General features: G+C 61.1%; 17 protein-coding genes and 1 tRNA gene. 14 read left to right on the plus strand and 4 right to left on the minus strand.

Annotated elements, in window-relative coordinates; genetic code table 11:
* Nucleotides 1-38: 38 nt before the first annotated feature.
* Together orn and QK296_RS14840 are read left to right on the plus strand one after the other, a co-directional pair.
* On the plus strand, nucleotides 39-581 hold the full coding sequence (gene orn, locus QK296_RS14835) for an oligoribonuclease (RefSeq protein ID WP_003188046.1): 543 nt from the start codon (nucleotides 39-41) through the stop codon (nucleotides 579-581).
* 181 nt (nucleotides 582-762) lie between these two features.
* Nucleotides 763-1,380 (plus strand): trimeric intracellular cation channel family protein, encoded by a 618-nt coding sequence (locus QK296_RS14840; RefSeq protein WP_169856984.1) that lies wholly within the window; start codon nucleotides 763-765, stop codon nucleotides 1,378-1,380.
* Here the strand turns inward: QK296_RS14840 and queG are convergent.
* Entirely contained in the window at nucleotides 1,377-2,441 is a 1,065-nt protein-coding gene (gene queG / locus QK296_RS14845) for a tRNA epoxyqueuosine(34) reductase QueG (RefSeq protein ID WP_003188049.1), read from the minus strand. The genes QK296_RS14840 and queG overlap by 4 nt on opposite strands.
* 63 nt (nucleotides 2,442-2,504) lie before the next feature.
* On the opposite strand from queG, the gene QK296_RS14850 reads away from it, so the two are divergent.
* From QK296_RS14850 to QK296_RS14905, 12 genes are all read left to right on the plus strand, one after another.
* The gene (locus QK296_RS14850) at nucleotides 2,505-3,365 is read left to right on the plus strand and encodes an NAD(P)H-hydrate dehydratase (protein ID WP_003188051.1); all 861 of its coding nucleotides are present in this window, start codon (nucleotides 2,505-2,507) and stop codon (nucleotides 3,363-3,365) included.
* Nucleotides 3,353-3,823 (plus strand): tRNA (adenosine(37)-N6)-threonylcarbamoyltransferase complex ATPase subunit type 1 TsaE, encoded by a 471-nt coding sequence (tsaE, locus tag QK296_RS14855; RefSeq protein ID WP_003188052.1) that lies wholly within the window; start codon nucleotides 3,353-3,355, stop codon nucleotides 3,821-3,823. The genes QK296_RS14850 and tsaE overlap by 13 nt, the downstream gene beginning before the upstream one ends.
* 15 nt (nucleotides 3,824-3,838) lie before the next feature.
* The gene (locus QK296_RS14860; protein ID WP_032878208.1) at nucleotides 3,839-5,260 is read left to right on the plus strand and encodes an N-acetylmuramoyl-L-alanine amidase; all 1,422 of its coding nucleotides are present in this window, start codon (nucleotides 3,839-3,841) and stop codon (nucleotides 5,258-5,260) included.
* A 14-nt stretch (nucleotides 5,261-5,274) separates the two neighbouring features.
* The gene (gene mutL, locus QK296_RS14865) at nucleotides 5,275-7,176 is read left to right on the plus strand and encodes a DNA mismatch repair endonuclease MutL (protein ID WP_161794311.1); all 1,902 of its coding nucleotides are present in this window, start codon (nucleotides 5,275-5,277) and stop codon (nucleotides 7,174-7,176) included.
* The gene (gene miaA, locus QK296_RS14870) at nucleotides 7,176-8,147 is read left to right on the plus strand and encodes a tRNA (adenosine(37)-N6)-dimethylallyltransferase MiaA (protein ID WP_003188057.1); all 972 of its coding nucleotides are present in this window, start codon (nucleotides 7,176-7,178) and stop codon (nucleotides 8,145-8,147) included. Before mutL ends, miaA begins: the two co-directional genes overlap by 1 nt.
* 94 nt (nucleotides 8,148-8,241) lie before the next feature.
* Entirely contained in the window at nucleotides 8,242-8,502 is a 261-nt protein-coding gene (gene hfq / locus QK296_RS14875) for an RNA chaperone Hfq (RefSeq protein ID WP_003188059.1), read from the plus strand.
* Between the two features lie 12 nt (nucleotides 8,503-8,514).
* Nucleotides 8,515-9,816 (plus strand): ribosome rescue GTPase HflX, encoded by a 1,302-nt coding sequence (gene hflX, locus QK296_RS14880; RefSeq protein WP_003188061.1) that lies wholly within the window; start codon nucleotides 8,515-8,517, stop codon nucleotides 9,814-9,816.
* 96 nt (nucleotides 9,817-9,912) lie between these two features.
* Complete coding sequence (hflK, locus tag QK296_RS14885; protein ID WP_003188062.1) at nucleotides 9,913-11,088, plus strand: FtsH protease activity modulator HflK; 1,176 nt, start codon at nucleotides 9,913-9,915, stop codon at nucleotides 11,086-11,088.
* Complete coding sequence (gene hflC, locus QK296_RS14890) at nucleotides 11,088-11,954, plus strand: protease modulator HflC (RefSeq protein ID WP_003188064.1); 867 nt, start codon at nucleotides 11,088-11,090, stop codon at nucleotides 11,952-11,954. The genes hflK and hflC overlap by 1 nt, the downstream gene beginning before the upstream one ends.
* Nucleotides 11,955-12,247: 293 nt before the next feature.
* Nucleotides 12,248-13,435 (plus strand): ATP phosphoribosyltransferase regulatory subunit, encoded by a 1,188-nt coding sequence (locus QK296_RS14895; protein WP_003188066.1) that lies wholly within the window; start codon nucleotides 12,248-12,250, stop codon nucleotides 13,433-13,435.
* Nucleotides 13,436-13,489: 54 nt separating this feature from the next.
* Nucleotides 13,490-14,779 (plus strand): adenylosuccinate synthase, encoded by a 1,290-nt coding sequence (locus QK296_RS14900; RefSeq protein WP_003188067.1) that lies wholly within the window; start codon nucleotides 13,490-13,492, stop codon nucleotides 14,777-14,779.
* Between the two features lie 139 nt (nucleotides 14,780-14,918).
* Nucleotides 14,919-16,853 (plus strand): methyl-accepting chemotaxis protein, encoded by a 1,935-nt coding sequence (locus QK296_RS14905; protein WP_034134756.1) that lies wholly within the window; start codon nucleotides 14,919-14,921, stop codon nucleotides 16,851-16,853.
* A gap of 107 nt (nucleotides 16,854-16,960) precedes the next feature.
* Here QK296_RS14905 and QK296_RS14910 read toward each other — a convergent pair whose 3' ends face one another.
* The 3 genes from QK296_RS14910 to QK296_RS14920 all read right to left on the minus strand — a co-directional run bounded on the left by QK296_RS14910 (nucleotide 16,961) and on the right by QK296_RS14920 (nucleotide 19,770).
* Nucleotides 16,961-18,514: an iron ABC transporter permease gene (locus QK296_RS14910; RefSeq protein WP_003188070.1), complete on the minus strand. Its 1,554-nt coding sequence runs from the start codon at nucleotides 18,512-18,514 to the stop codon at nucleotides 16,961-16,963.
* Entirely contained in the window at nucleotides 18,514-19,539 is a 1,026-nt protein-coding gene (locus tag QK296_RS14915) for an extracellular solute-binding protein (protein WP_003188071.1), read from the minus strand. The genes QK296_RS14910 and QK296_RS14915 overlap by 1 nt, the downstream gene beginning before the upstream one ends.
* A gap of 144 nt (nucleotides 19,540-19,683) precedes the next feature.
* A tRNA-Leu gene (locus tag QK296_RS14920) sits at nucleotides 19,684-19,770 on the minus strand.
* Nucleotides 19,771-19,884 lie beyond the last annotated feature (114 nt).

A 19,884-nucleotide genomic window follows, 5' to 3' on the forward strand; every position in this document is an offset into this window, starting at 1 on the left:
ACTGCCCGGCTACGCCAAGGTGCCAAGAGAATCAAGCCATGCAAAACCCACAGAACCTGATTTGGATCGATCTGGAAATGACCGGTCTGAACCCCGACACCGACGTCATCATCGAGATGGCGACCATTGTCACCGACAGCAACCTCAACACCTTGGCCGAAGGTCCGGTGATCGCCATCCACCACAGCGACGCTGTGCTCGCCACCATGGACGAGTGGAACACCCGCACCCACGGTAACTCCGGGCTGACCCAGCGCGTGCGCGACAGCCGTATCAGCATGGCCGAAGCCGAAGCCCAAACCATCGCCTTCCTGGAAAAGTGGGTGCCCAAAGGCAAATCGCCGATCTGCGGCAACAGCATCTGCCAGGACCGTCGCTTCCTTTATACACACATGAAGGGGCTGGAAAGTTACTTCCACTACCGCAACCTCGACGTGTCGACCTTGAAAGAACTGGCTGCGCGCTGGGCGCCGGAAGTCAAAGACAGCTTCCATAAAGGCAGCACGCACTTGGCGCTGGATGATATTCGCGAGTCGATTGCCGAGTTGCAGCATTACCGCAAGCATTTCATCAAGGCTTGATTCTGCGGCGCCTGTGGAGGCGCCATCGCAGGCAAGCCAGCTCCCACATTTGATGGTATTCGCAAATCAAATTGTGGGAGCTGGCTTGCCTGCGATGCAGGCGACGCGGTCTTTAGCCAAACGCCCCCTTTTGGTGCCCTCGGCAAATGATTAGACTGCCGGCCTCTCTGTCAGGATCGCCATCATGTTGCTGATGCTCTACCTCGTCGCCATCACCGCCGAAGCCATGACTGGCGCCCTGTCCGCGGGGCGGCGTGGCATGGACTGGTTTGGCGTGGTGCTGATCGCTTGCGTGACGGCCCTGGGCGGCGGTTCGGTGCGTGATGTGTTGCTCGGCCACTACCCGCTGACCTGGGTCAAACACCCGGAATACCTGGTGCTGACCTCCGTTGCCGCGTTGGTGACGATCTTTATCGCGCCCTTGATGCGCCGCCTGCGCTCGCTGTTTTTGGCGCTGGACGCCTTGGGGTTAGTGGCGTTTACCCTGATTGGCTGCATGACCGCCCTGGAAATGGGCCACGGCATGTTGGTGGCGTCCGTCAGCGGGGTCATCACCGGCGTATTCGGCGGCATCCTGCGGGACATCTTCTGTAACGACATTCCGCTGATCTTCCGCCGCGAGCTGTATGCCAGCGTGTCTTTCCTGGCAGCGTGGTTCTACTTGTTGTGCCTATACCTGGAGCTGCCCAGCGAGCAAGCGATTCTGCTGACGTTGTTCAGTGGCTTCCTGCTACGCCTGCTGGCGATCCGTTTTCACTGGGAAATGCCCAAGTTCGTCTACAACGACGACGTCCACTAGCGCGCAGCGTGTTGCTCCAGCGCCCACTCCACGTGTTCGCGCACCAACTCCGAGGGGTAGTCCCGTCGCGCCTTCAAGGCTTCCAGCACTGGAATGCTGGAGGGCGCATTGCCCAGGCCCACCGCCAGATTGCGTAACCAGCGCTCATAACCGGCACGGCGCAGGGGCGAGCCCTCGGTGCTGCTGAGGAATTTATCCTCGTCCCACATAAACAATTCGGCCAGTTCAGCGTTATCCAGATTGTGCCGTGGCTTGAAATCGCTTTCGGCGGTGGGTCGGGCGAAACGATTCCACGGGCAAACGATCTGACAGTCATCGCAGCCAAACACCCGGTTGCCGATCAGTGGGCGCAAGTCCTCGGGGATGGCGCTTTTGAGTTCGATGGTCAGATAGGAAATGCAGCGGCGCGCGTCCAGCACGTAAGGGCCGACGAAGGCGTTGGTCGGGCAGATGTCCAGGCACGCTGTACAACGGCCACAGTGTTCGGTGGCGTGGGGTGGGTCCACCGGCAGGGGCAAATCGACAAACAGTTCGCTCAAGAAGAAGTAACTGCCGGCCTTGCGGTTGAGAACCAGGGTGTTTTTACCGATCCAGCCCAGGCCCGCTTGTTCAGCGATGGCTTTTTCCAGGACGGGCGCGCTGTCGACGAAAGCGCGAAAGCCAAACGGCCCGATCTGCGCCTGGATACGGTCGGCCAGTTGCTGCACGCGCTTGCGGATCAGCTTGTGGTAATCGCGGCCCAGGGCGTAGCGCGAGATGTAGGCTTTTTCTGGTTGGGCCAGCAATTGCGCCATGTGGGTATCGCCGGGCAGGTAGTCCATGCGCAGTGACACCACGCGCAAGGTACCGGGCACCAGCTCGTCGGGGTGGGAGCGTTTGCTGCCGTGGGCGCCCATGTATTCCATCTCGCCGTGGTAACCCGCGTCGAGCCAGCGTTGCAGGTGCTGTTCATGCTCAGCCAGGTCAAGGCCGCTGATGCCCACTTGTTGAAAGCCCAGCTCGCGACCCCAGTCTTTGATCGATTGGGCGAGGGCGGGCAGATCGGAGGTAATAGCAGGCATGAGACACGGGAAACCACAGGTTAGATGCGTATAATTCTGCCAGACATCGGAGCTTGAAGACGCATGCCTCAGACAAAACACCCAATTACCGACGTTCAGCTGTTGTTGCCTGGCCATTTGCCGCAACTGGCTGCGCGTTCCCCGGACGCCCATAAGGGCCAGTTCGGCCACCTGCTGGTCATCGGTGGTGACCGTGGCTTTGGCGGCGCGGCGCTGCTGAGCAGCGAAAGTGCCCTGCGCAGCGGCGCCGGCATGGTCTCGCTGGCGACGCGGCCGGAACATGTGCCGGCCGCTCTGGCTCGGCTGCCGGAGGTCATGGCCGTTGGCGTGAGCTCGGCCAACCAGTTGATGGGCCTGCTGGAAAAAATCTCGGTGATCGTCATTGGCCCAGGCCTGGGCGATGCCGCCTGGGGCAAAAGCCTCTTGTCGGTCGCGGCCAATGCCAACCTGCCGCAGGTATGGGATGCCGATGCGCTCAATCAGCTGGCCACTGGCAGCGTGGAGCTGCCGGCCCACTGTGTGATTACCCCTCATCCGGGCGAAGCTGCGCGTTTGTTGGGGCTATCGACAGCCGAGGTTCAGGCAGATCGCCTTAAGGTGGCGCGCGCGTTGAGCCAGAAATTCAATGCTGTGGCTATCCTCAAGGGTGCTGGCAGTTTGATTGCCAGCCCGGATGGGCGCGTGTCGCGGTGTGATCAAGGCCATCCGGCGATGGCAACAGCGGGGCTCGGCGATGTGCTGGCCGGCCTGGTCGGCGCACTATTGGCTCAGGGTATGCCCGCGTACGAAGCGAGCTGCCTGGCCGTGTGGTTGCACGCGACCGCCGGAGACCGCCAGGGCAGTTTTGGTCGCGGCTTGGCTGCCAGCGACCTGATCCCCGCCATTCGTCAATTGCTGGAGGAGCAGTCGCCGTGCCTGAAGTAATTCTTTTCCTGGCAAATGAAGAGGCCATGGTCGTGTTGGGTCAGCGTATTTCGCAGGTCACGCAAGGGGCCGGGTTGATCTTTCTCGAGGGCGACCTGGGCGCAGGTAAAACCACACTGTCCCGTGGGATTATTCGTGGCCTTGGCCATACCGGCGCGGTAAAAAGCCCGACCTTCACGTTGGTCGAGCCCTACGAGATCGGCGACGTGCGAGCCTTCCACTTCGACCTCTATCGCCTGGTCGATCCGGAAGAGCTGGAGTTCATGGGCATCCGTGATTACTTCGACGATGATGCGCTGTGCCTGATCGAGTGGCCAAATAAAGGCACAGGCTTTTTGCCAAAGCCGGACCTGACCATTACCATTACGCCGCATGAGCACGGACGTCAGCTGAAGTTGTTGCCCCAGAGCCCACGCGCTGAGTCGTGGTGTGCTGCTCTGGCATTGGAATTCAAATAATTGGTGGGGTTAGGTATGCGCTTTCGCGCGTTGGTTGCTGTCGTGGGGGTGTTGCTTGCGGCAATGACTGTCAATGCTCTGGCTGCTTCACAGGTGAAAAGTGTTCGCCTGTGGCGAGCGCCGGATAATACGCGACTGGTGTTCGACCTGTCTGGCCCGGTCCAGCACAGCGTCTTTACCTTGACGGCGCCTGATCGCCTGGTGATCGACATCAACGGTGCCAGCCTGGCCGCGCCGCTGAAAGTCTCCACCGCCAACACGCCCATTACCGCCATGCGCTCGGCCCAGCGTACGCCGACCGACCTGCGTGTGGTCATCGACCTGAAAAAGGCCGTGACCCCCAAAAGCTTCTCCCTGGCCCCCAACGCCCAGTATGGCAACCGCCTGGTGGTCGACCTGTTCGACAACCCCGCCGACGCCGCACCGCCGCCTGCGCCAACGCCGAGCGTGGCGACGGTGCCTGCGGTGCCAGTCAACCCTTCGCAACCCCAGGTCAAGCTGCCACCGCCGCCGCCCGCCCCGGCGGGCAAGCGCGACATCATCGTGGTGATCGACGCCGGCCACGGTGGCGAAGATCCGGGGGCTTCCGGCTCACGCGGCCAGCACGAGAAAGACGTGGTGCTCGCCATCGCCCGTGAGCTGCAGCGCCAGGTCAACGGTATGAAAGGCTACCGCGCCGAACTGACCCGCACCGGTGACTACTTCATTCCGTTGCGTGGCCGTACCGAAATTGCCCGTAAGAAGGGCGCGGACCTGTTCGTGTCCATTCACGCCGACGCCGCGCCTTCAACCGCTGCCTTTGGCGCCTCGGTATTTGCCCTGTCGGATCGCGGCGCTACCTCCGAGACCGCACGCTGGCTGGCCGACAGCGAAAACCGTTCCGACTTGATCGGCGGGGCCGGCAACGTGTCCCTTGATGACAAGGACAAGATGCTCGCAGGCGTACTGCTCGACCTTTCGATGACCGCCTCGTTGACCTCCAGCCTCAACGTGGGCCAGAAAGTCCTGAGCAATATCGGCCGTGTGACCTCGCTGCACAAACAGCGCGTGGAACAAGCCGGGTTCATGGTGTTGAAATCGCCGGATATCCCGTCGATCCTGGTGGAAACCGGGTTTATCTCCAACGCCAACGAAGCGTCGAAACTGGCCAGCGCCAGCCACCAGCAAGCGTTGGCGCGCTCGATCAGCGCCGGTGTGCGCCAGTTCTTCCAGCAGAACCCGCCGCCGGGCACTTATATCGCCTGGCTGCGCGACTCCGGCAAAATCGCCCAGGGCCCGCGTGACCATCGTGTGCAACCCGGTGATACCGTTGCCATGCTGGCCGTGCGTTTCCAGGTCACGCCTGCAGCCTTGCGCAGCGCCAATAACCTGAAAACCGATGAGTTGAAGATCGGCCAGGTGTTGACCATTCCCGGCACTGAATTGGCGGCACAGTAATGAGCGAATCCACCTTGAACAGCGGCTCGCGCATTGAATTGCTCAGCCCGCGCCTTGCCAACCAGATCGCCGCGGGTGAGGTGGTTGAGCGCCCGGCGTCGGTGATCAAGGAGTTGCTGGAAAACAGCATCGACTCCGGTGCCAAACGCATCGATGTCGATGTGGAGCAGGGCGGCGTCAAGCTGCTGCGGGTACGTGACGATGGCAGCGGTATCTCTTCGGATGACCTGCCCCTGGCCCTGGCCCGTCACGCCACCAGCAAGATCCGCGACCTGGAAGACCTGGAACGGGTCATGAGCCTGGGCTTTCGTGGTGAGGCCCTGGCCTCCATCAGCTCCGTGGCCCGCCTGACCCTGACCTCCCGCACTCGCAGCGCCGAGCAAGCCTGGCAGGTGGAAACCGAAGGCCGCGACATGGCGCCTCGGGTCCAGCCGGCGGCCCATCCGGTGGGCACCTCGGTGGAAGTGCGCGACCTGTTCTTCAATACCCCGGCGCGGCGCAAGTTCCTCAAGGCCGAGAAAACCGAATTCGATCACCTGCAAGAAGTCATCAAACGCCTGGCGTTGGCGCGTTTCGATGTGGCCTTTCACCTGCGCCACAATGGCAAGACCATCCTCAGCCTGCACGAAGCCAACGACGATGCCGCGCGTGCTCGGCGGGTGGCGGCGGTGTGTGGCAGCGGCTTCCTGGAGCAGGCGCTGCCGATTGAGATCGAGCGCAATGGCCTGAGGCTGTGGGGCTGGGTCGGGTTGCCGACGTTCTCCCGCAGCCAGGCCGACTTGCAGTATTTCTTTGTGAACGGCCGGGCAGTACGCGACAAACTGGTGGCCCACGCGGTACGCCAGGCTTATCGCGATGTGCTGTTCAACGGGCGCCACCCCACCTTTGTGCTGTTCTTTGAGGTTGACCCTTCGGTGGTCGACGTCAACGTGCACCCGACCAAACACGAGGTGCGCTTCCGTGACGGGCGCATGGTGCATGACTTCCTTTATGGCACGCTGCACCGCGCCCTGGGCGACGTGCGTCCGGATGATCAACTGTCAGCGCCGATTGTCACAGCGGTGGTACGCCCGAGCGGTCCGGAAGCCGGCGAGTTCGGCCCCCAGGGTGAGATGAGCCTGGCGGCCAATCTGCTGCAATCGCCACAGGCGCAGCCAGCCTACACGGCGCCAAACTCGGGTGCCGGTGCGGGTTATCAGTATCAGTACACGCCGCGCCCGCAATCGACGGTGCCGGTGGCCGAGGCCCAGGCGGCGTACCGTGAGTTTTTTGCGCCGCTGCCGGGTGCCGAGCCGGGTGCTGCTGTGGCGTTGCCCGAAGGCGGTGGTGATATTCCGCCGCTGGGCTATGCCCTGGCGCAGCTCAAAGGCATTTATATCCTTGCCGAAAACGCCCATGGCCTGGTGCTGGTGGACATGCACGCCGCCCATGAGCGGATCATGTACGAGCGCCTGAAGATCGCCATGGCCAGCGAAGGCCTCAGCGGCCAGCCGCTGCTGGTGCCTGAATCCCTGGCGGTGAGCCAGCGTGAAGCCGACTGCGCAGAAGAACATCACAGCGTGTTCCAGAAACTGGGCTTCGAGCTGCAACGCCTGGGCCCGGAAACCCTGGCGATCCGCCAGATTCCCGCGCTGCTCAAGCAGGCCGAGGCCAACCGCCTGGTGGCCGACGTGCTGGCAGACCTGATGGAATACGGCACCAGCGACCGTATCCAGGCGCATATCAACGAATTGCTTGGCACCATGGCCTGCCACGGCGCCATTCGCGCCAATCGCCGCCTGGCCCTGCCGGAAATGAACGGCCTGCTGCGCGACATGGAAAACACCGAGCGCAGTGGCCAATGCAACCATGGCCGACCGACCTGGACCCAGATGGGCCTGGACGATCTGGACAAACTGTTCTTGCGCGGCCGTTGATGAGCGCCTTGCCCCCCGCCATCTTCCTGATGGGCCCCACGGCCGCCGGCAAGACCGACCTGGCCATCGAGCTGACCAAGGTGCTGCCTTGTGAGCTGATCAGTGTCGACTCTGCCCTGGTTTACCGGGACATGGATATCGGCACCGCCAAGCCGTCGAAAGCGCTATTGGCCCAATATCCGCACCAGTTGATCGACATCATCGACCCGGCGCAGAGCTATTCGGCGGCGGATTTTCGCACCGACGCCCTGGCAGCCATGGCCGAGATCACCGCGCGCGGCAATATCCCGCTGCTGGTGGGCGGCACCATGCTCTATTACAAGGCGTTGCAGGAAGGCCTGGCCGATATGCCGCCTGCCGATGCCCAGGTGCGCGCCGAACTGGAAGAAGAGGCTGCGCGCCTTGGCTGGCAAGCCCTGCACGACCAGTTGGCGGCGGTAGACCCGGTGTCTGCGGCACGTATTCACCCCAATGACCCCCAGCGGCTCACCCGCGCGCTGGAAGTCTGGCGTGTCAGTGGCCAGACCATGACTGAACATCGGCTGAAACAAAGTGCGCAAAGTGCTGACGCAGGCGCATCTGGACAGTCACAATTGCCCTATACTGTGGCGAATCTGGCCATTGCTCCGGCAAACCGCCAGGTGTTGCATGAACGAATTGCACAAAGATTCACATTAATGTTGGAACAGGGGTTTGTGGACGAGGTCGTAGCATTGCGTTCAAGAGGTGACCTGCATGCAGGGCTGCCTTCGATACGTGCTGTAGGCTACCGCCAAGTCTGGGATCATCTGGATGGCAAGCTGACGTCAGCCGAAATGCAGGAGCGCGGCATTATTGCCACGCGCCAATTGGCGAAGCGCCAGTTCACCTGGCTGCGCAGCTGGAGCGATTTGCACTGGTTGGACAGCCTGGACAGCGACAATCTGTCACGCGCCTTGAAATACTTGGGAACGGTCTCCATATTGAGCTGAGTCCTTGCAATTGCCGTCTATCCTTGGGGGTGTGACGGCCATAAGCTATCTATTTTCCGATTTTTTATTATTGATCCTTAAAGGAGTGCGGCACATGTCAAAAGGGCATTCGCTACAAGACCCTTACTTGAATACTTTACGTAAAGAGAAAGTTGGGGTTTCCATCTATCTGGTCAACGGCATCAAACTGCAAGGTACGATCGAGTCGTTCGACCAATTCGTTATCCTGCTGAAAAACACCGTCAGCCAGATGGTTTACAAGCACGCTATCTCGACAGTCGTTCCAGTTCGTCCAATCCGTCTGCCTAGCGCAGCAGGTGATGAACAGGGTGACGCTGAGCCAGGTAACGCCTGATAGGAGTCTCCTTTGTTCTTTGAGCGCCACGGTGGTGGTGAGCGAGTAATCCTCGTTCACTTGGATGGACAGGACCCTGAGGCGCGCGAAGATCCGCAGGAGTTTCAGGAGTTGGCAAATTCGGCCGGCGCCGAGACCGTTGCGTTTTTTAACGTACCGCGTCATCGGCCAACCGCCAAATACCTGATTGGCAGCGGCAAGGTCGAGGAACTGCGCGACCTGGTTCATGCCGAAGAAGCCGATCTGGTGATCTTCAATCACACCCTCACGCCCAGTCAGGAACGTAACCTCGAACGTGTTTTCGAGTGTCGCGTGATCGACCGTACCGGCCTGATTCTCGATATTTTCGCCCAGCGCGCCCGCACCCATGAAGGCAAGCTCCAGGTTGAACTGGCCCAGCTTGACCACATGAGCACGCGCCTGGTTCGTGGCTGGACTCACCTTGAGCGTCAGGGTGGCGGTATCGGCATGCGTGGCCCGGGTGAAACCCAGTTGGAAACCGACCGGCGTCTGCTGCGGGTTCGCCTGCGCCAGATCAAGGGCCGCCTGGAAAAAGTACGCAGCCAGCGTGAACAGTCGCGACGTGGCCGCTCCCGTGCGGATATCCCTACGGTGTCGTTGGTGGGCTACACCAACGCCGGCAAATCCACGCTGTTCAATAACGTGACTAAATCGGACGTGTACGCGGCAGACCAACTGTTCGCCACCCTCGACCCAACCCTGCGGCGTCTGGACATCGACGACCTGGGGCCGATTGTGCTGGCCGATACCGTGGGTTTCATTCGTCACCTGCCCCACAAGCTGGTGGAGGCATTTCGGTCTACGCTCGAAGAGTCGAGCAATTCCGACCTGCTCTTGCACGTGATCGATGCGGCCGAACCGGATCGCATGTTGCAGATTGAACAGGTGATGGTGGTACTGGGCGAGATTGGTGCCCAGGACTTGCCGATCCTCGAGGTCTATAACAAACTCGATTTGCTTGAAGGCGTTGAGCCACAGATCCAGCGCGACGAGAATGGCAAGCCCCAGCGGGTCTGGCTGTCGGCGCGAGATGGCAGCGGTCTGGAGCTGTTGGAACAAGCCATTGCCGAATTGCTCGGCAGCGATTTGTTCGTCGGCACCTTGCGCTTGCCGCAGCGTTTTGCTCGACTGCGTGCACAGTTTTTCGAGCTGGGCGCGGTACAGAAAGAAGAGCACGACGAAGAAGGTGTCAGCTTGCTGGCTGTTCGATTGCCACGCTCGGAACTCAATCGGCTGGTCAGTCGAGAGGGTGTTGTACCGGCAGAGTTCATCGAACAACACACTTTGCAATAAAAGCCTGAGAAAGCGGTTGTGCCGCAGTAGCAGGCATTCTGTAGCATTGGTCGGCGCGCCGTGGGTGCGTCTTTGCTTTATCAGATGGAGAGCGCTATGGCTTGGAATGAGCCGGGTGGCAACTCGAATAATCAGGATCCTTGGGGTGGTAAGCGCCGCAATAATGGCGACCGCAAGGGGCCACCGGATCTCGACGAGGCCTTCCGAAAGCTGCAGGAAAGCCTGAATGGGTTGTTCGGTGGTGGGAAAAAACGTGGTGGTGACGACGGCGGTCGCACAAGCAAGGGCGGTGGCTATGGCCTGCTGGGCCTGGGTCTTGTCGTGCTGGCGGCCGTATGGCTCTACAGCGCCGTGTACGTGGTAGACGAGCAGGAGCAAGCCGTGGTGCTGCGCTTCGGCAAGTACTACGAGACTGTCGGCCCGGGCCTGAATATCTATTTCCCGCCGATCGACAAGAAGTACATGGAGAACGTGACGCGTGAGCGTGCGTACACCAAGCAGGGCCAGATGCTGACCGAGGACGAGAACATCGTCGAAGTGCCGCTGACCGTGCAGTACAAGATCAGCAACCTGCAAGACTTCGTGCTGAACGTCGATCAGCCGGAAATCAGCCTGCAACACGCAACTGAAAGTGCCCTGCGCCACGTGGTGGGTTCCACCGCCATGGACCAGGTGCTCACCGAAGGTCGTGAGTTGATGGCGAGCGAAATCAAGGAGCGTCTGCAACGCTTCCTCGACACTTACCGTACCGGTATCACCGTTACCCAGGTGAACGTACAAAGCGCAGCGGCACCGCGTGAAGTGCAGGAAGCCTTTGACGACGTGATCCGTGCCCGTGAAGACGAGCAGCGTTCGCGCAACCAGGCTGAAACCTATGCCAACGGCGTTGTGCCGGAAGCCCGTGGTCAGGCCCAGCGTATCCTTGAAGATGCCAACGGTTACCGTGACGAAGTGGTTTCCCGCGCCAAGGGTGAGGCAGATCGTTTCACCAAGCTGGTCGCCGAGTACCGCAAGGCACCTGAAGTGACCCGCGAGCGTCTGTACCTGGACACCATGCAGGAAGTCTTCAGCAACACCAGCAAGGTTCTCGTGACCGGCAGCAAAGGTGGGCAGAACAACCTGCTGTACCTGCCGCTGGACAAGATGATCGAAGGTGGTCGTAGCGGCGCCAGTGCACCGTCCACCGGTTCGAATGCCGCTGCCAACGAAGCGAGCGCCCGTGCGGCCGCTGACTTGCTGCAACAGCAAACACGTACCAGGGAGAGCCGTTGATGAGCAATAAATCGCTGACCGCCCTGATTGTGGGCGTCGTCGTGGTCATCGCTGCCTGGAACTGCTTCTACATCGTCGCTCAGACCGAGCGTGCGGTGCTGCTGCAATTCGGTCGCGTGGTCCAGGCGGATGTCCAGCCGGGCCTGCATGTGAAAGTCCCCTACGTCAACCAGGTGCGCAAGTTCGACGCCCGCCTGATGACCCTGGATGCACCGACACAGCGCTTCCTGACCCTGGAAAAGAAAGCCGTGATGGTTGACGCCTACGCCAAGTGGCGCGTCAAGGATGCCGAGCGCTTCTACACCGCGACTTCCGGCCTCAAGCAGATTGCCGACGAGCGTTTGTCCCGTCGTCTGGAATCGGGCCTGCGTGACCAGTTTGGTAAACGCACCCTGCACGAGGTGGTATCCGGTGAACGTGATGCGCTGATGGCGGATATCACTCGCTCGCTGAACACCATGGCGGAAAAAGAGCTGGGTATTGAAGTGGTCGACGTTCGCGTCAAGGCCATTGACCTGCCCAAGGAAGTGAACCGCAGCGTGTTCGAGCGTATGAGCACCGAGCGTGAGCGTGAAGCGCGTGAGCACCGCGCCAAGGGTAACGAGTTGGCTGAAGGTATCCGTGCCGATGCCGACCGTCAGCGTCGTGTACTGCTGGCAGAAGCCTACCGCGAGTCTGAAGAGGCGCGTGGTGATGGCGATGCTCAAGCCGCGGCGATCTACGCCAAGGCCTACGGCCAGGACCAGGAGTTCTACGCGTTCTACCGTAGCCTGCGCGCCTACCGTGAAAGCTTCGCGAACAAAACCGACGTACTGGTGCTGGACCCAAGCAGCGACTTCTTCCGCTACCTGGAAAAGTCCAAGTAACCAGCCCGTGATTCTGTAAGGCGCACTCCGTCGGGCGGCTAAAATGCCTGGCGGGGTGATCCTTTCAGAAAACGGGTGTATGATGCGGCAGCCGGGAAATTCCCGGCTTTTTTGCGTCTGCATGTTTGATTCGGCAGGCGTGACAGGTTTTTCGAGGAAAGTGCCCGACGAGGCCGTTTGCAGGCCGTTCGTCACGTCGCTCTTGCGCGTGGTTTATGCAAGAGCCGGGTATTTTCTGCTTCACTCAAGGCTCGGCCGAGGGCTGGCCGCCCGGATCAAAGGGGAATGGCGTAATGGCAACGGTAGACCGCTGGCTGCTGCCAGATGGCATCGAAGAAGTACTGCCACCAGAAGCTGCGCGCATTGAAGTAGCGCGTCGTCAGGTGTTGGATCTGTTCCAGAGCTGGGGTTACGAGTTTGTCGTGACTCCCCATATCGAGTACCTGGAATCCCTGCTGACTGGCGCGGGCCAGGACCTGGATCTGCGCACCTTCAAGGTCATCGACCCGCAATCGGGCCGGCAAATGGGGTTCCGTGCCGACATCACGCCGCAAGTGGCGCGCATCGATGCGCACACCCTGCGTCGCGAAGGCCCGAGCCGCCTGTGCTACGCCGGCAGCGTACTGCATGCCCAGCCACGTGCGTTGTCGTCTTCCCGTAGCCCGATCCAGTTGGGCGCCGAGTTGTACGGTGACGCCAGCCCGAGCAGCGATGTTGAAGTGATCAGCCTGATGCTGGCCATGCTGCAACTGGCGGATGTGCCGGATGTGCACATGGACCTGGGCCACGTCGGTATCTACCGTGGCCTGGCGCGCGCCGCCGGGTTGTCCGGTGAAGTGGAGCAACAGTTGTTCGATGCCCTGCAGCGCAAGGCGATCGATGAAGTGATCGCCCTCACCGAGGGTGTGCCTGCTGAGCTGGCTGGTATGCTGCGCGCGCTCGTAGACCTGTGCGGCGGCCGTGAAGTGCTGGTGGCTGCGCGTGAGCGACTGGCCAATGCGCCGGCGCCGGTATTGGCGGCGCTGGATGATGTGCTGGCGATTGCCGAGCGCTTGTCGGCACGGTTCCCGGAGCTGCCGCTGTATTTTGATCTGGGTGAATTGCGCGGCTATCACTACCACACCGGTGTGGTGTTCGCGGTGTTCGTTCCGGGTGTTGGCCAGGCCATCGCCCAAGGTGGTCGCTATGACGATATCGGCGCCGACTTCGGTCGTGCGCGTCCGGCCACTGGTTTTTCCACCGATTTGAAAACCCTGGTGACCCTGGGGCGTGCTGAGGTCGAGCTGCCGTCTGGTGGCATCTGGATGCCCGACAGTACGGACGCAGCGCTCTGGCAGCAGGTTTGCCAGTTACGCCGTGAGGGTCAGCGTGTAGTCCAGGCCTTGCCTGGGCAGCCATTGGCCGCCGCCCGTGAAGCGGACTGCGACCGGCAATTGATTCAGCAGAACGGGCTTTGGCAAGTATCGCCACTGGCTTCTTGAGTTTTCCTGCCGGCCATCGCCGGCACCAAGTTTGCGCGAATGAGGACAAGTGTTATGGGTAAGAATGTCGTAGTCCTGGGCACCCAATGGGGTGATGAGGGCAAAGGCAAGATCGTTGATCTGCTGACCGAACATGCTGCCGCCGTAGTGCGCTACCAAGGTGGCCACAACGCTGGTCACACCCTGGTCATCGATGGCGAAAAAACCGTCTTGCACCTGATCCCGTCGGGTGTCCTGCGCGAAGGCGTGCAGTGCCTGATCGGCAATGGCGTGGTGGTCGCACCTGACGCCCTGCTGCGCGAGATCACCAAGCTGGAAGAGAAAGGCGTACCGGTGCGCGAGCGCCTGCGTATCAGCCCGTCCTGCCCGCTGATCCTGTCCTTCCACGTTGCGCTGGACCAGGCCCGTGAAAAGGCGCGTGGCGAGCTGAAGATCGGCACCACCGGTCGCGGCATCGGCCCGGCCTACGAAGACAAGGTCGCACGTCGTGGCCTGCGTGTGGGCGACCTGCTCAACATGCCGCGCTTTGAAGACAAACTGCGTGAACTGGTGGATTACCACAACTTCATGCTGGTGGGTTACTACAAAGAGCCGGCCATCGAGTTTGAAAAGACCCTGGCCGAGTGCAAGGAATACGCTGAGCTGCTCAAGCCGCTGATGCTCGACGTGACGGCCGAGCTGCACGACCTGCGTCGCGCTGGCAAGGACATCATGTTCGAAGGTGCCCAGGGTTCGTTGCTGGACATCGACCACGGTACCTACCCGTACGTGACCAGCTCCAACACCACCGCTGGCGGCGTTGCGACCGGTTCTGGCGTTGGCCCGATGTTCCTGGATTACATCCTGGGCATCACCAAGGCCTACACCACTCGCGTAGGTTCGGGCCCGTTCCCGACTGAGCTGTTCGACGACGTCGGTGCGCACCTGGCCAAGCAAGGTCACGAATTCGGCGCCACCACTGGCCGTGCTCGTCGTTGCGGCTGGTTCGATGCCGTTATCCTGCGTCGCGCTATCGATGTGAACAGCATCTCGGGCATCTGCCTGACCAAGCTGGACGTACTCGACGGCCTGGAAACCATCAACATCTGCACCGGCTACAAAGATGCTGAAGGTAACGACGTTGCTCCGACCGACGCTGACAGCTACGTGGGCCTGCAGCCTGTGTACGAAGAAGTGCCGGGCTGGACTGAATCGACCGTGGGCGCCAAGACCCTGGAAGAGCTGCCAGCCAACGCTCGTGCTTACATCAAGCGCGTCGAAGCGCTGATTGGCGCACCGATCGACATTATTTCGACGGGCCCGGACCGCAACGAGACCATCGTTCTGCGTCACCCGTTCGCGTAATAAGCTGTTGATGTAACAGGCAAAGGGCTCCTTAGGGAGCCCTTTGTCGTTTCTGCCTGGCAAGCGGCACGACCCTTGCTGTGTTTCCCTCTTTCGAGGTGCTATCAAATTAGTGGCACCCGTGGTGGAGGGATTTCCAGTGTCTGCCGTTCTCTCGTTGTTACAAAGCCGTCTATTGCGGCCGGTGTTCGTTACCCTTGGTATCGCTCTTTTGGTGCAAGTGCTGGTGGCCGTCGCGCTGACGCGGAGCACGGTGACGGCGCTGGAAGCCGATTTGGGCAATCGCCTGGGCATTGATAGCCAGAAGTTGTCTGGCGAACTGGCCCAGGCCGGTAAGGAAGTTACGTCCAGCCTGGACAGCCTGTCCGCCAGCACGCGCCAGCGCCTGACAGCCGGGCTTTCCACGCGCTTGCAGGAAGAGCAAAAGCAATTGCGTGCGACGTTGGAAAAAGACCTGCAGGACTCTGCCAATGACATGGCGCAACTGCTGGCCTCGGTCGCGCCCCGCGCCATGTGGGACAGCGATGTACCTACGCTGTCGGAGTTCGCGCGCCGGGCCCAGCGCAACCCCAATGTGCTGTTCGTGGTGTATGACGACGCCGCAGGCGAGCACCTGACCCGATACCTGAACCGCGAAAACCCGATCAACCAGGCCCTGCTGGCAAAGGGCGCAGGGGAGCGTGCCCTGGATAAGGTGCTGGACGCGGCCAAGACAGACCCGTCCGTGTATTACGTCGAAGCCTCTATCAGCCCCAACGGTGTGGAGATCGGCAAGGTGCGCATGGGCGTGTCGACCGCGACGGTTGAAGCCGATCTGCAAGCCTTGGATAAGCGCTTTGCCGCGTTGATCGCCAGCGGTGACCAACTGGTGGGCGATAGCCTCAAGGGCGCCGCAGCTGACAGTGCCAGCGCCATGGGCGCCCGGCTGCAATCGGCGCAAGCCACTGCCACGCAAATGACGGCGAACACCGCGGCCGCCGTGCAAGAAGCGGCGGGCACCCTGCGCTGGCGCATCGGCATGGGCCTGGCACTGGTGGGGCTTGGCGTATTGCTGCTGATCGCTATCGTGCTGGGCCGGCGCGTGGTCAATCGCCTGAAGCTGCTGATTGCCGCGATGGATGACCTGGCGGCAGGTGAGGGTGACCTCACCAAGCGCGTGCAGATCAACAGCAAGGACGAAATCGGCGATATGGCCTCGGCGGTCAATCGCTTTGTGGATAAGTTGCAGCCCATCGTGCGGGAGGCGGGCGACGTGGCCCAGCGTACCGGTGTGGAAATCGGCGCCATGACGCTGCGCAATGCCGGCGCCGATGCGGCGGCGGGTTTGCAGCGTGATGAAGTGGCCGAGAGTTTGCGCGCCTTGTCGCAAATGGCCGACGAGGCCCAGGCCGAGAGTCACGCCATGCAGGCGGCCTTGCAGCAAGTGGTGGATATTCGCCAGGCCACGGATGAAAACTCACGGACTTCAGCCGAAGTCGGCAGCTTGATCGAGGCGTTGGCAGGGCAGGTGCAGGCCGGCTCCCAGGTGATCGAACGGCTGGCGCAGCAAAGCGAACAGATCGAAGTGGTGTTGACCGTGATCCACGGCATCGCCGAGCAAACCAACCTGCTTGCCCTCAACGCGGCCATCGAGGCGGCACGGGCTGGCGAGACTGGGCGCGGCTTTGCGGTGGTGGCCGATGAAGTGCGTGCGCTGGCCAGCAAGACTCAAAGCTCTACGGGCGATATCCAGGCGCATATCGTCGCGTTGCAGCAGGGCGCGCGTGAGGCCGTGGAAACCATCGGCAAGGCGGGGCGTCAGGCCAATGAGGGCTTGCTGGTGCTGCGCGACAGCGTGCGTTTGCAGCAGACGGTACAGGCTTCGGTGGAGCAGGTGCATGCGGCGATTGGCCTGGCGACGCGTGCGGCCGAGCATCAAGCCCAGGGCGCGCATGCGGTGCGTGGGCGCGTCGAGGTAATCCACGCCCAGGCCGAACGTGCGGCGCAGGCGGTGGTGGAGACGACGGCCAGTGGCAAGGTGCTGGATGGGTTGGCGGCGCAGTTGAAGGCGAGTTTGGGGCAGTTCAGGGCTTGAGGTTGTCTGGACCGGCCTCATCGCAGGCAAGCCAGCTCCCACATTCAACTGCATTCCAACGTTGGAACTCGGTCACTGTGGGAGCTGGCTTGCCTGCGATAGCTGTTTCAGCGACTCAGATACATCCGAGTCGTGAGCAGATACACCGGCAACCCCGACACCAGAATTAACAACGCCGCATACGGCGCCGCCGCCGCAAATTCCACATTCGAGGTATGCGCCCAGACGGCCGTTGCCAAGGTATTCAACCCGGTCGGACTGAGCAGCAGCGTGGCCGTCAGTTCCTTCATCGCATCCAGGAACACCAACGCAAACGCCGCACCCAATGCCGGGAATATGATCGGCAGGGTGACTCTGCAAAACGCACTGAACGACGATGCGCCTAATGTGCGCGCAGCCTCTTCCAATTGCGGCGCCGCTTTGTTCAGCGCTGTACGAATCGGCGCCTGTGCCAACGGCAAAAACAGCAGCGCATAAGCAATCAGCAATAACGCCGAGGTCTGGTACAGCGCCGGCACGTAATGCAGGGCGAAATACACCAGGGTCAGCGCAATCACCAGGCCGGGCAGGGCATGCAGTAAGTACGGTAAACGTTCGGCCCAGATCGCCAGTTGCCCTTTGTAGCGCACCACCAGCAACCCAACCGGCACTGCCAGTACCAGGCACAGTGCGGCGCCGCCCAGGGAGAGCGCCAGGGATGACAGCAGCGCCTCACCGATCTCGGCCATCGGAAACGCTGCCGACGAACCGACTGCCAGCCAATACCCGAGCATGCCCAATGGGATACCACTGCCGATGATCGCCAGCGCCAGGCAATACACCTGGCCCAATGGCGCCCACTTGCCCAGCCGAACCTGCTCGGCGTGTCGCGCCGCGCCCTGGCCGATGCGCACGTGCCGGCCTTTGCCGCGTACGCGCAGCTCCAGCCACAGCAGCGTCAGGCACATCACCAGCAGCACTGCCGAGAGCATCGCCGCATTGGCATTGCTGAATTCCAGTTCGAACTGCTGATAGATCGCAGTGGTGAAGGTCTGCAAGCCGATGATCGACAGCGCGCCGAACTCAACCAGCATGTGCAGTGCGATCAATAGTGAGCCAGCCAGCAGCGATGGCCACAGCAGCGGGAGTGTGATGCGAAAGAACACGCCCCAGCGGTTGAGCCCCAGCGTGCGGGCCGACTCTTCCAGGGAAGGGTCAAGATTGCGCAGCGTTGCCGCCACCGGTAGAAACACCAGCGGGTATTTGGACAGGCTCATCACCAGGATCGCGCCGCCGAGCCCCTCAAACTGGGCGCTCAACGACACCCAGGTAAAACTGCTGACAAACGCCGGCACCGCAAACGGCAGGCACAGGATCACGCCCCAGATGCGCCGTCCTGGCAGGTTGCTGCGTTCCAGCAGCCAGGCCAGGGACAGGCCGATCACGCCGCAGGTCAGGGTTACGCCGACCATCAGCGCCAGCGTGTTGCGCAGCAGCCCGAACACATAAGGCCGCCACAGTAGATGCACCGCCTCCGTCCAGCCCGCCTGCCAGGCTTTGAGCCCTACATAGGCGAGCGGCAACAGGCTCAGGCCAACCAGCAACAGCACGGGCAGCAGCAGCCAGATCGACGGGCGTTTGCGACGGGGGGTGAACCCCGCGACGGAAAGCGATGGGTTCATCAGTTCAGGCCAACGTCACGTTCCAGTTCCAGGGCTTCTTCGGCGTTGCCCAGGTCTGCGGGGGTGACCTTTGGTGGCTGCAACTCGCTAAATGGCTTGAGGCCGCGGTTCGATTCCATGCCCTTGCGCAGCGGGTACTCGGCCGACGTGTTGGTGATCACGCGCTGGCCTTCTTCGCTGGCCATGAATGCCAGCAGTTGCTGGGCTTCTTTGGGATGCTTGCTGGATTTGAGTGCGGCAGCGGAGGACACGGTGATCAGGCCGCCCGCATCACCATCGGTGAAGTAGTGCAGCTGGGAGTCCAGATTGGTTTTTTCCTTTTTCAGGGCAAACCAGTAGTAGTTGTTCACCAGTACGGTGGCCACTTCGCCGTTTTCCACGGCCTTGAGGGCGACCATATTGTTGCTGTACACCTTGCCGAAGGCGCGCAGGCCGGTCAGCCATTCTTCCGCGGCTTCGCGACCGTGCAGCTTGATGATCGCCACGGCTTGTTCCTGGAACGCGCCGCTGGTGGGCACGAAACCGACCTTGCCTTGCCATTCGGGGCCGGCGAAATCCAGTACCGACTTGGGCAAGTCTTTTTCCGCAATCAATTTGGGGTTGAAGGCTACGACGCGGGTGCGTGCGGTCACGCCCATCCAATCGCCGTTTTTGCCCACGTAATCCTTGGGCAGCACATCGAGGGTGCTGGCATCGATTTTTGCCAACAGGCCTTGCTCGCCGAGTTTATTCAGAGGCGGTGATTCTTCGGTGTAGATGACGTCGGCAGGGGAGCGCTCACCTTCTTCGACGACCTGGCTGGCCAGCTGGTTGCTGCTGCCTTTGCGCACGTTGACGTGGATGCCGGTCTTGGCTTCGAAGGCCTTGGCGAGTTCATCGCCGACTTCTTTGTGTTGGCCGTTGTACAGGGTCAGGGAGACCTTGTCGGCAGAATGGGCCGCGGGCGAGAGCAGGGTCAGGCTGAGTAGGGTGAGGGTCAGGCCGCGCAGAAGGGATGTCTTGAGTCGGTTGTCACGGATCATCATCCGAAGGGTTCCTCGCTTATATGCAACAAATCATTGCAAGGATAAACGATAAATCTTCTCAAGTGCGGATGAGGGGGAAATCATCGGGGATGTTTTCAAACCCCGGAAACGAAAAAACCCGCTTTCGCGGGTTTGATCTGAATTTGGTGCCCAGGAGAAGACTCGAACTTCCACGACCTTGCGATCACCAGCACCTGAAGCTGGCGTGTCTACCAATTTCACCACCTGGGCATTATCTAACAACGTTGCCGCTGTTGATGGGGCGAACTATACGGCGGGGCTTTTGATCTGTAAACCCCTGATTCGAAAAATATAAATCAATTTTTCCGTTAAAAATCAAAGGCC

Source organism: Pseudomonas sp. AL10, assembly GCF_029960685.1.
Lineage (GTDB): Bacteria > Pseudomonadota > Gammaproteobacteria > Pseudomonadales > Pseudomonadaceae > Aquipseudomonas > Aquipseudomonas lactis.